Source organism: Burkholderia sp. R-40 (assembly GCF_049942845.1).
GTDB classification, from domain to species: domain Bacteria; phylum Pseudomonadota; class Gammaproteobacteria; order Burkholderiales; family Burkholderiaceae; genus Burkholderia; species Burkholderia ambifaria.
This window is the reverse complement of the sequence record NZ_CP187969.1, coordinates 982108-994345: the sequence shown is the minus strand read 5'-3', so window position 1 is coordinate 994345 and position 12238 is coordinate 982108. Positions and strand designations below refer to the sequence as shown.

Sequence of the window (12238 nt, the reverse complement as noted above, 5' to 3'; positions counted from 1 at the left end):
AGCCGACGTGCATCAATGCGCCTTCGCGCTCGTGAACGACAGCGACTTGCCCGTGCCCGCGATGACCAGCCAGTTGTTCGGATCGGTGATCACGACCGTCGCGCTGCCGCTTTGCACGCTCGGCATCTGATAGGTGCTCTTCGGCAGCAGCCAGGTCATGTCCGCGAGGCTCGTCGGGTGCCTCGCCGAGAACGCCCAGCCGGTGCCCGTGTCGGTGGCCGACCACGTCACGTTCAGACGGCGCGGTCGAACACCGTGAGGTGGTCCATCGTGTACCACCTGAACTGCCCGGTCAGCTTCAAGCGAGTGCTGCAATGGCGGACATCGTCGACGACGGTCGGATACCACGACGCGCCCAGCGGGTGCATGTAGATCAGCCGGCTCGTGCGGTTCGCGACGACGAAATCCATCAGCGACTGATACCAGTTCTGCACGTCTGTCGTCGGCACCGCGAACTGCTGGAACTCTTCGAACGTCGCGTACTTGCCGAACGGCATCACCGGAAACGCCCAGACGCCCGGGTTCAGCAGCGAACCGTTGCGATACGCACGCGTTTGCGCATTGCCGGTATGGCCGGTGAAGTAGTAGCCGGAATAGCCGTTCGCTTCGAGCCAGTTCACCGACCAGGTCGGCGTGTTGCCTTCCGGCGCCGCGTATTCGACGTCCGGCTGAGCGGTCACGGCCTGCACGGCCTGATGGTTCATCACCAGATACTGCGTGAACGTGCTCGCGTTCGTTTCGCTTGCATTCGCGCCCCAGTAGTCGTGGATCCAGCCGCCGTGACTGCCGACGCGATGCCCGCGCTTGAGCAGGAACTACTTCAGGAGCTTCGCCGGCGGATTGTTGGCGAGGTTGATGCCGCCTCCGTCGCCGATCAGCTCGTCGTCCGGGCCGGCCGTCACCACGAGCGAGAACGGCCCGTTGTTCCACACACCGAGGCTCTTCAGGTAAAGCGCCGGCTGGATCTGGTCGCCTGCGCAGAAGTGCCAGTTGAACACGAGCCCGGCCTGCGCCTTCGGCAGCGGCGACAGCGACGGCAGGTTCAGCAGCTTCATGCCGAAGTAGCGCAGGAAGCCGTGGATCGGCATGCTGTCGGTTTGTCCGTCGAGATAGGCGAGCGGCAGGTTGACGAACATCACGCCGCCGTTTCCGTACGGCTGATAGCCCGATACCAGCCCGAACGTCGGCGAAGTCAGGATCGTGGTGCCGGTATACGTGCCTTGCGTGACGTAGCTCGGATAGGACAGGAAACCGTATACGTAGCCGGAAATTCCTTCGAGCACGTCCGTCGTCACGGTGGCCAACGTGGACACCAGCGAGTTGCGTCGCGCCATTCACTGCCGACAGCTTCGTCGAGGTCGGCGAATACGATCCGGATTTGACCTTGCCACCCTTCCACACGCGCCCGAGATTCGAGGGGGCACGCCGCTGCCTGCGGGCGTTATTCATCTGGTACGTGAAGTGCGCCTGATGGTTGTAACCGGCGAGGCCGCCCGCGTTCGACGGGCTCGGCTGCAGGAAGAGCTGCTGATCCGTCGTCGAGCCGACTCGAGGCGAAGTATCGACGTGCCGGAGCTGCTCGCGACGCCAACGACGTTGCGGGGCTGGCGGTCGTGCCCGACGCAGTCGTCGTCCAGGCCATCGACTTGCCCGGAGGAACCTGCAGCGCGCGCAACGTGCTGCCCATCCCGGTCACCGGGCCGAGGCCGATCATGCTGCCGCCGAGCGTGTCGTAGAGCACGTAGTTGACGCCGGCCATCGAGCTGAAGCGCGATTGCCCGGGCGGATAGAAGCCCGTTGCGTTCAGTACGCCGAAATCATAGACGAGCATCACGCGGCCGCCGTTCAACGCATAGTTCTGGATGGCGGTCACGAGGGTATCGTCGGCGACCGTATGTACCTGGTCCGGGAGGATGAGCCCCTGGTACTGCGACAGCGTCGAGCCGCCCTCCATGAACTGGCTGTCGGTCATCACCTTGATCTGCAGCCCTTCCTCCGACGCGGAATCGAGCCACGCGGACACACGCGGGTCGGGCAGCGTGAAGTTGTCCGGCAGCAGCAACAGCAACTGGTTCGACAGGGCGTTTGCCCGTCCGGGCGCGAACGTCATCACGCAAACGGTGAAGACGATCAGAAAGGCTCGTAGGGTGCGAATTGACTTGGCCAACATTATGCTCTCCCGGCGGAGGTGTGATGACTGCCGATGTCCAGCACGCTGCTGCCGGCGCGTTCCGCACATCGCGTGCGTGCGGCCGGCGTGGGCCGTGTGGCGCCATCGGCTGGCGGCGAGCGAATGTGCCGCGTTTCGAACGCGTCACCGGCGGCGCATGCGCATCGATTCGTCGGACGATCACGAATGCGCGGCGACCCTCGTTCCCACCACAACCGGTGAAGCTAACAACGTGCCAGTCTTGCGACCGCTCTGCCGGGACAGCGGGCGGCCTCGCCAAGCACCGCGCACGGGAAAAATCGCGCCAAAAACGTTACAGCGTCGATACGGCGTACCGGATCGCGCAATGGAATGAAGCCGGCGGGAAGCGTCGCGATGGGCGATGCGATCCGTTGGTGCGGCGTCGCACGGACGCGCGTCGCGCGCCGCGGCCCCGTGAGATCTCTACCGGCATGGGCTGGACCTCGGCAGGGGCGCCAGGACATCGACGGAAAATGATTCTGACGTGTAACGCCGTGCTAACAGCTGGGTGCCTCCGGTCACCGGAAGCCCCGACACTGCATCATGCCAGCGGCAGGGATGCGCGCCGCGAGCTTCACCCCACCCCCTAGCGTTCCCCGTCAAACCGCATTCGGCGCCGCCCTTCCGTCAAGCACCGCGGCGACGTTATCGAGCGCGGTCAAACCCATCTGGTCGCGCGTCTCGATGGTCGCGCTGGCCATGTGCGGCGACAGAAACACGTTATCGAGCGCGGCGAAACGCGGATCGATATCGGGCTCGTTCCGATAGACGTCCAGCCCCGCGCCGAACAACCGCTGCGACTTCAACGCGTCGTAAAGCGCATCCTCGTCGACCAGACTCCCGCGCGCCGCGTTGACGAACACCGCACCGTCGCGCATCAGGCCGAACGCGCGGCGCGTCATCAACGGCGTGCCGCCGCCCGGCACGTGCAGCGTGACGATGTCGCATTGCGGCAGCAGCATGTCGAGATCCGCGCAATAGCGGGCGCCCGCCTCGACCTCGGGCGGCGCCGTCCGCCTGTCGGTATAGACGATCTTCATCCCGAAGCCGCGTGCGCGCTGCGCGACCGCTCGACCGATCCGGCCGAAGCCGACGATCCCGAGCGTCTTGCCGTTCACGCGCGTGCCGAGCATGTCGGTCATGCCGAACGACTTGCCCCACCCCGCGCGCACGATGCGCTCGTACTCCGATGCACGCCGGCACGCGGCCAGCATCAGCAGCATCGTGAAATCGGCCGTGCAATCGGTCAGCGCGTCGGGCGCATTGCTGACCACGATCCCGCGCTCGTGCGCGGCGGCCACATCCAGGTGGTCGTAGCCGGCGCTCGCGTTCGCGATGATCCTCACGCTCGGCGGCAATGCCGCGATGTGCTCGGCCTGCAGCCCAGATTTCTTGCCGATCAGCACCGCCGGCGTCGCGTAGCGATTGCAGAACTCGACGACGGACGGCGCATCCATGTCGGCGTCCGTCACGTACGCATGGAATTCGGCTTCGGCACGGGCGGCCACGGCCGCGGGAACCCGTCGCGCTACCAGCAGGCGGGGGTGATTGTTGTCAGGCATGGTCTCGTCCTTGGGTCGGAAAACGGAGCACAGCCTACGAAGCGCGCTCGGCGCGGGTCAATATTGATTGATCCAATCAACGTGTCCGCGCGGCATCGCGCTGCCTGTTTCCCGGGCCGGCTCCGGTTGCGGCGCATCATGCGCATTCCCCGCGCAGGCCCGTGGACGACGTGCCCGCGAACTCAGGAAAACCCTGACGCAGCCCCGTCGCGACGGGGCACTTGATATTGATTGAAAGAATCAAGATTGCTGGGGAACCGCCGCCGCGCAATGCTTTTTGCATATTCAACGGACGGAAGACGAGGTCGTGAAAATGCAGGCACGGAAAAAAATCGCGGCGGTGACGGGCGCCGGCACGGGAATCGGCCACGCAGCGGCCGTCGCGCTGGCGCGAGCCGGATTCGGCGTGGCACTGCTCGGCAGGCGCATCGAGCCGCTGCTCGCGACGAAGGAGATCATCGAGCAGGCCGGCGGGGTGGCCGCGGCGATTCCGACCGACGTCGCAGACGAGGCGTCGATCGACGCAAGCTTCGCGCGGATCGAACGCGAGTTCGGACACCTCGACGTGCTGTTCAACAACGCCGGCCGCAATGCCGGCGCCGTGCCGCTCGACGACTACTCGCTCGAATTCTGGAACGACGTGGTCGCAACCAACCTGACGGGCGTGTTCCTGTGCGCACGCGCCGCGTGGCGCCAGATGAAGCGCCAGACTCCGCAAGGCGGCCGCATCATCAACAACGGTTCGATCTCGGCGCACTCGCCCCGCCCGAACACGATCGCGTACACGGCCACCAAGCATGCCGTCCTCGGCATCACCCGCTCGCTCGCGCTCGACGGCCGGCCGTTCAACATCGCGTGCGGCCAGATCGACATCGGCAACGCGGCGACGTCGCTCACCGACCGGATGACGGACGGCGTGCTGCAGGCCGACGGACGCATGGCGCCGGAGGCGCGCATGGACGTCACGCACGTCGCAAACGCCATCGTGCAGATGGCGAGCCTTCCGCTGGAAGCCAACATTCTGAACATGACGATCATGGCAAGCGCGATGCCCTACGTCGGGCGCGGCTGACCCGACGATCGCCGGCGCGCATGACGACACCGCGCCGGCCCCCCCATCAGGAGACAGGAGACAACCTTGAAAACCGCAGAAGAACAAGTTTCGGTCATGCGCGAGTTCGGCTCGCACGCGGACGTCGCCAGGAGATCGCGCGTGCGCTACGGCGTGCTGTCGATGCTGCTGGTGGCGACCATTCTCAACTACGTCGATCGCTCGGCGCTCGGCATCGTCGCACCGGCGCTGTCGAAGGATCTCGCGCTCACTCGCGTGCAGATGGGCGAACTGTTCGCCGTGTTCGGCCTCGCCTACTCGATCGCGCTGGTGCCGGCGGGCGTGCTCGCCGACCTGCTCGGCTCGCGCGTCGCCTATGCGCTGTCGCTGGTCGGCTGGTCGCTGGCAACGCTGACGCAAGGGCTCGCGCACGGCTATCACATGCTGCTCGGCTCGCGGCTGGCGATGGGCGCGCTGGAGGCGCCGGCCTTCCCGTCGAACGCGCGCGCGGTGACGATGTGGTTCCCGGTCCAGGAGCGCGGCTTCGCGACGAGCGTCTACGTGATGGGTCAGTACATCGGCACGCCGCTCTTCGCCGGGCTGCTGCTGTGGATCTCGTCGGCGTTCGGCTGGCGCGCGGTGTTCTTCGCGACGGGCGGCTTCGGCATTCTGTTCAGCCTCGTCTGGTACCGGCTCTATCGCGATCCGTCGCGGCATCGCAGCGTCAACGCGGCCGAGCTGCAGTACATCACCGAAGGGCGCCCTGTCGTGACCGCGCGCGAGCGCTTCGACTGGCGCATGGCGCTGCGCCTGCTCGGCTACCGGCAGATCCTCGCGATCTGTCTCGGCAAGTTCTGCAACAACACGCTGCTGGTGTTCTTCACGACCTGGTTCATGACCTATCTGGTCGAGGAACGGCACATGTCGATGATCAAGGTCGGCTTCTTTCAGGCGATGCCGTTCATTGGCGCAACGTTGGGAATCCTGATCGCCGGCTACCTGTCCGATCTTTGCATCCGGCGCGGCGTGTCGATGTCGTCGTCGCGCAAGGCGCCGCTCGTGATCGGCACCTTCCTCGGCGCGTCGATCGTGCTGGTCAACTTCGTGCACTCGAACGCGCTGGTGATCGCGATCCTGACCGTCGCGTTCTTCGCGCAGGGGATCGGCTCGATGTCCTGGGCCGCCGTCTCCGAGATCGCGCCGAGACGCTATGTCGGGCTCACCAGCAGCATCACCAGCCTCGCGGCCAATATCGCGGCCGTCACCACCCCACTGATGATCGGCTACGTGACCCAGCACACCGGCAACTTCTTCTGGGCGCTGAACCTGATGGGTGCGATCTGCCTCGTCGGCACGCTGTCGTACTCCGTGCTGCTCGGCAAGCTGTCGCGCATCGAGCTCTGAACGCGTTCGCCTCCCTTGACCGGCCGCCGCGGCGGCTCAACCCCCATCCGGCCCACGATCATGATCGAATTCAAATGGGATCACCTGCAACTCTGCTCGGCTGACGCCGAGGCCAGCGCGGCGTGGTTCGCGCGCTGCCTGAACGCCGAGATCGTGCGACGCCCGGGCCGCGTCGACCTGCGGATCGGCGCCATCAACCTGTTCATCACGGCCCTGCCCGACGCGCGACCGGCCACCGTGCCCGACGGCGCACGTGCGCAAGGCATCGATCACTTCGGCGTGCTGGTCGAGGATCTCGATGCCGCGTACGCGCACCTGGTCGAACATGGCGCCGAGATCGTCCAGCCGGTGACACGGATCCGCGCCGGCGTGCGCGGCTGTTTCGTGCGCGCGCCGGGCGAGATCCTCGTCGAGGTGCTCGAGCGGCGCCCGGCCGAGATGACATCGGGCTGAACCCGGTCTATAGTCGGCGCAAGCGGCCGGGCACCGGCCGCGTCCTCATCACGACTCCCCATGCACAACTGGATCACCCTGACGGAAGCCGCGCGGCGGCTCGGCGTGCGGGCGCAGACCGTCTACGCGTATGCGAGCCGCGGCAGCATCGCCGTGATGCAGGATCCCGACGATCCGCGCAAGAGCCTGTACCGCGCCGAGGACGTGATCGCGCTGTGCCGCAAGAAACAGGTCGGCCGCAAGCGCGCGGCGCTGGCGGCCGGCACGATCTTCGGCGCCGAGCCGTGCATCCCGAGCGGCATCACCACCTTCGCCAAGGGCCGTGCGTGGTATCGCGGCCGCGACAGCATTCAACTGTCGGACACCGCCACGCTCGAGGACACGGCCGCGCTGCTCTGGCAAGCCACCACGCCCGTGACGTTCGACGCGCCCGCGGTCGCTTTGCCGGGCGGCGAGCGGGATCGCCAGTGCGCGTTCACGCTGCTTGCCACGTTGGCGGCGCACGGCCACTCGACGCTCGGCCGGCTCGACAGCGCATTGCACATCGAAGCCGGACAACTCGTCGCGATCGTCGCGCGCGCGTTCGGCGCACACGACGATGGGGCCCTGCCGTGGACCCATCAGCGGCTCGCGGCGGGCTGGGGCCTGGACGATCGCGGCGCGGACCTGCTGCGCCGCGCGATGGTGCTCGTCGCCGATCACGAGATCACGAGTTCGGCGTTCGCCGCGCGCATCACCGCGTCGACCGGCGCGTCGCTCGCGGGCTGCCTGCTGACCGGGCTCGCGACGTTGTCGGGCCCGCTGCACGGCGATGCGTCAGGCCGCGTGCGCGCGGTGTTCGACGACGTGCAACGGCTCGGCGCCGCGCACGTGGTCGATCATCACCTGAAGTCCGCGCTCCCGATTCCCGGCTTCGGTCATCATCTGTACCCCGACGGCGACCCGCGCGCGGCCGCGTTGCTCGCACGGCTCGATCCGCCGACGGAACTCGCGCACTTCATCGACAAGGTGACGACGCTCACCGGCCAGCGGCCGACCATCGATGTCGCGCTCGCGATGCTGTCCGTACAGCTTCGGTTGCCGCGCGACGCGGCTTTCGGGCTGTTTTCCATCGCACGCAGCGTCGGGCTGCTGGCCCACTGCATCGAACAGCTGCGCGTGGGCAAGGTGATCCGGCCGCGCAGCCGCTATACGGGGCCGACGCTCGACGAACGGCATCTGCGCCCCGAGGCAGAGGACGACGGCAAACTGCCGAAAGCCGGCGTGATCGAGAAGAACCGGGTGTTCAAGATCGTGGATTGAACGCGGCTGCGATGGAGGTAGACCGCAAAGCATCCCTTTTCGATTCGTCACGGTTCCGATCGAAGCCTGACATCCGGCGTCACGACCCGGCGCGTAGGCGCATGAAGTGCAGGCGCCCGACGGTGCGTTGACCGACGGATATGTACACCACCGATACGCCCCCATAACCGCAACGTTTCACGCCTGAAACATTTGCGATACGGGATCCGGCCCCGTGCCGACCGCGATTCCGCATCAGCAGTAGCGTGCGCGCCTTCTCCAGTGCGCCATTGCCGCTGGATAGGCACGAAATCCCACGGCGCCCGCGCAGCCGCAATGTATCAAACCTGAAACCAAACCCGCATTCGCATACCACCGTCGGCCGGCGCATGCCTGCCTAAACCCCACCCCGCGCGGCAGTCGCCGCATCTGGCCCGCTCCTTGCTGTTGCTCCGACGCAAACAGAAGCAAACACAAGCCAGTCACAAGCAGTCGCACAAGCGACCAACAGCACATAAACAATCGGGGTGAGGCATGAACAAGACGGAGCGCTTGACGGCGGCGATATGCGCGCGCGGCGGGCTGCCGCACCGGTCGAACCGTCATCAGGCCGGCGGCGTGCTGTAATGCAGGCCGCCGCTACGCAAGCCGCTGCCGCGGCCGGGGAGCCGTGCGCCGCGCACGGCTGGAATCTGCCGCACGGATCGGGTGTCGAAGACGATCCGTTGCTGGGCTGCCTGCTCGTGCTGACGCGGCTGTTCGACCGGCCGGTGGGCGTCGACACGCTCGTGGCCGGCCTGCCGCTCGCCGGCCGGCGCCTCACCCCGGCCCTGTTCGTGCGGGCCGCGGCGCGCGCCGGCCTGTCGGCCAAACTGGCCCGGCGCGCGCTGCCCGACATCCCGGATGCGGTCCTGCCCGCGGTGCTGCTGCTCAACGACGGCCAGGCCTGCGTGCTGGTTCGCCGCAACGCGTGCGGCACCCTGCAGGTGATCCTTCCTGAAACCGGCATCGGCGAGGAAGCCGTCGACGCGGCCGAACTCGCGCAACGCCATGCCGGCCACGTGCTGTTCGCGCGCCCGGCCCACCGGTTCGATGCACGCGACCCGGAAAGCGTCGTGCCGCGCCCGCGCCACTGGTTCTGGGGCGTGGTCGCGCAATCGTGGCCGATCTATGCGGAAGTGATGCTCGCATCGACGCTGGTCAATCTTTTCGCGCTGGCGATGCCGCTGTTCACGATGAACGTCTACGACCGCGTCGTGCCGAACCGCGCGCTCGAGACGCTGTGGGCGCTGGCGGCCGGCATCGCGCTCGTGATCGTGTTCGACGTCGTGATGCGCACGTTGCGCGGCTATTTCATCGACGTGGCCGGCAAGAAGATCGACGTGATCCTGTCGGCAAACCTGTACGAGAAAGTACTCGGCATCCGGATGGCGGCGCGGCCGCCGTCCGTCGGCGGATTCGCTTCGCAGATCCAGGAATTCGAAGCCGTGCGCGAATTCCTCACGTCGGCGACCGCGGCGGCGCTGATCGACCTGCCGTTTTCGATCGTGTTCGTCGTGGCGATGTTCTGGGTCGGCGGCGGGCTCGGCTGGCTGCCGCTGCTGGCCTTGCCGCTCGTGATCGGCGCGGGCGTGGCCGTGCAGGGGCCGCTCGCGCGGGCCGTGCAAGCCAGCCAGCGTCACGCGAGCCAGCGCCAGGCCCTGCTGATCGAAACGCTGGTCGGCCTCGAGACGATCAAGGTCAACGGCGCGGAAGGACCGATGCAGGCGCGCTGGGAGCAGATGCTCGGCGAGATCGCACGGCTCGGCCTCAAGTCGCGCCTGCTGTCGGGTTGCGCGGTCAATTTCGCGATGTTCGCGCAGCAGGCGGCCTATCTCGCGGTGGTCCTGTGCGGCGTGTACATGATCGGCGACGACAGGCTCACGACCGGCGGCCTGATCGCCTGCACGATCTTCACCGGCCGCGCGCTCGCGCCGATGGGCCAGGTCGCGTCGCTGCTGACTCGCTACCACCAGTCGCGCAGCGCGCTCGCGTCGATCGACGGCGTGATGAACCTGCCCGGCGAACGTCCGGCCGAGCAGCGCTTCGTCCATCGGCCCGCACTCGCCGGCGAGATCGAATTCCGCAACGTCAGCTTCGCGTACCCCGGCCAGAGCGGCGTGTCGCTCGAAGGCGTGTCGTTCCGCATCGCCGCGGGCGAGCGCGTCGGCATCATCGGGCGCGTCGGCTCGGGCAAGACCACGATCGAAAAACTCGTCCTCGGCCTCTACCCGCCTTCATCCGGCAACGTGCTGATCGACGGCGTCGAACTGCGTCAGTACGATCCTGCCGCGCTGCGGCGCGGGATCGGTCACGTGCCGCAGGACGTGATGCTGTTCAACGGCACCGTGCGCGACAACATCGTGCTCGGCGCGCCGGGCGCGGACGACGACGCCGTGTTGCGCGCCGCGCAGGTGTCCGGCGTCGCGGACTTCGTCAATCGGGTGCCGAACGGCTTCGACCTCGCGGTGGGCGAACGCGGCGAAGCGTTGTCCGGCGGGCAGCGCCAGGCCATCGCCATCGCCCGCGCGATGCTGCTGTCGCCGCCGGTGCTGCTGCTCGACGAGCCGAGCAGCGCGATGGACAACCGCTCCGAAGAACTGTTCAAGGCGCGTCTGTCGGCTCAGCTCGCCGGCCGCACGCTGCTGCTGGTCACGCACCGTCCGTCGCTGCTCACGCTCGTCGACCGCCTGATCGTGATGGATCAAGGACGTGTCGTCGCTGACGGCCCGAAGGACCAGGTCCTCGCGGCTCTTGCAGGGAGAAAGCTCCATGTCGCTGCTGGCTGAACCCGACGGCGCCGGCGCGCCGACGACGCATCGCATCGCCGCGCTCAACGCGCTGCGCGCGCGCATCGGCGCCGCGCTGAAGCCGCGCGCCGACGATACCGCGTTCATGCGCGAACGCTGCGCGGCCGCGATGGAGGGGCCGCGCTACTTCACTCACTGGATCCTGTGGGCGACGCTCGCGTTCATCGTCATCGCGCTCCTGTGGGCCGCGTTCGCCGAAGTCGACGAAGTCACCGTCGGGGAAGGCAAGGTAATTCCGTCCAGCCGCGTGCAGGTGGTGCAGAACCTGGAGGGCGGGATCGTCTCCGAGATCATGGTGCGTGTCGGCCAGGTCGTGCAGAAAGGCCAGCCGCTGATGCGCATCGACGATACGCGGTTCACGTCGTCGTACAAGGAAGGACAGGCGAAGGATGCCGCCCTCCTCGCCCGCATCGCGCGGCTGAGCGCCGAAGCGAACGGCGCCGCGTTCGTCGTGCCAACCGCCTTGGCACACGCGAACCCGGGCCTGCTCGACGAGGAACGCTCGCTGTTCGAGTCGCGTCAGCGCGAATTGCAGGCCAATCTCGACGTGCTCAGACAACAGGCCGAACAGCACCGGCAGGAGCTCGCGGAAAAGCGCTCGCGCGAGGGGCAGTTGCAACACAGCTACGCGCTCGTCGCGAAGGAGCTGGCGTTGACGAGCCCGCTCGTGGAGAAAGGCGCGGTCTCGGACGTCGAGGTGCTGCGGCTCGAGCGGCAGGCGACCGACATGAAGGGCGACCTCGATGCGACGCGGCTCGCGATGCCGCGGTTGGAAGCCGCCTATCGCGAGGCGCGCCAGAAAATCGACGAAACGACCGCGCATTTTCGTGCCGACGCGATGAAGGAGCTGAATCTCGCGCGCGCCGATCAGTCGGCGCTGAGTGCGGCCAACGTCGCGCTCGAGGATCGCGTCACGCGCACGCTCGTGCGCGCGCCGCTGAAAGGGATGATCAAGCAGATCAAGATCAACACCGTGGGCGGCGTGATCCAGCCGGGGATGGACCTGCTGGAAATCGTGCCGCTCGACGACACGCTGTTGATCGAAGCACGCGTGCGGCCGGCGGACATCGCGTTCCTGCATCCGGGGCAGGACGCGACGGTCAAGCTGTCCGCGTACGACTTCTCGATCTATGGCGGCTTTCCCGCCGTCGTCGAGGACATCAGCGCCGACACGATCGTGCCGGACCGTCCCGGCGAGAAACCGGACAGCTATTACCGCGTACTGGTGCGCACCCGGCAAAGCAAGCCGAGCGGCCGGAGCCAGCCCGTCGCGATCGTGCCGGGGATGATCGCGACCGTCGACATCCGCACCGGGCGCCGTACCGTATTGCATTACCTGCTCAAGCCCGTCATCAAGACCAAGGAAATGGCGCTGCGCGAGCGTTGACACGAAAAGCGGTTTGCAGTTCGTCGGGGGTGCGCCGCATCGGGCGGCGCAGCGCCCGCA

The 12238-nt window shown here is 67.2% G+C and carries 7 protein-coding genes and 1 pseudogene; 6 read left to right on the top strand and 2 right to left on the bottom strand.

Annotated elements, in window-relative coordinates; translation table 11 throughout:
• Positions 1–12: 12 nt before the first annotated feature.
• A pseudogene (locus ACP26O_RS33090) lies at positions 13–2170 on the bottom strand (hypothetical protein).
• A 620-nt stretch (positions 2171–2790) separates the two neighbouring features.
• Complete coding sequence (locus ACP26O_RS33085) at positions 2791–3753, bottom strand: 2-hydroxyacid dehydrogenase (RefSeq protein ID WP_175666285.1); 963 nt, start codon at positions 3751–3753, stop codon at positions 2791–2793.
• Positions 3754–4066: 313 nt separating this feature from the next.
• On the opposite strand from ACP26O_RS33085, the gene ACP26O_RS33080 reads away from it, so the two are divergent.
• The 6 genes from ACP26O_RS33080 to ACP26O_RS33055 all read left to right on the top strand — a co-directional run bounded on the left by ACP26O_RS33080 (position 4067) and on the right by ACP26O_RS33055 (position 12178).
• On the top strand, positions 4067–4825 hold the full coding sequence (locus ACP26O_RS33080; protein ID WP_426356424.1) for an SDR family oxidoreductase: 759 nt from the start codon (positions 4067–4069) through the stop codon (positions 4823–4825).
• A 96-nt stretch (positions 4826–4921) separates the two neighbouring features.
• Positions 4922–6208 (top strand): MFS transporter, encoded by a 1287-nt coding sequence (locus ACP26O_RS33075; RefSeq protein WP_105831551.1) that lies wholly within the window; start codon positions 4922–4924, stop codon positions 6206–6208.
• A 60-nt stretch (positions 6209–6268) separates the two neighbouring features.
• A complete protein-coding gene (locus ACP26O_RS33070) occupies positions 6269–6661 on the top strand; it encodes a VOC family protein (RefSeq protein ID WP_175666287.1) in 393 nt (130 codons plus the stop codon).
• Between the two features lie 60 nt (positions 6662–6721).
• The gene (locus ACP26O_RS33065) at positions 6722–7963 is read left to right on the top strand and encodes a citrate synthase family protein (protein ID WP_175666288.1); all 1242 of its coding nucleotides are present in this window, start codon (positions 6722–6724) and stop codon (positions 7961–7963) included.
• A gap of 605 nt (positions 7964–8568) precedes the next feature.
• A complete protein-coding gene (locus ACP26O_RS33060) occupies positions 8569–10770 on the top strand; it encodes a type I secretion system permease/ATPase (RefSeq protein ID WP_175666289.1) in 2202 nt (733 codons plus the stop codon).
• Positions 10754–12178 (top strand): HlyD family type I secretion periplasmic adaptor subunit, encoded by a 1425-nt coding sequence (locus tag ACP26O_RS33055; protein WP_175666290.1) that lies wholly within the window; start codon positions 10754–10756, stop codon positions 12176–12178. Before ACP26O_RS33060 ends, ACP26O_RS33055 begins: the two co-directional genes overlap by 17 nt.
• Positions 12179–12238: the final 60 nt, after the last annotated feature.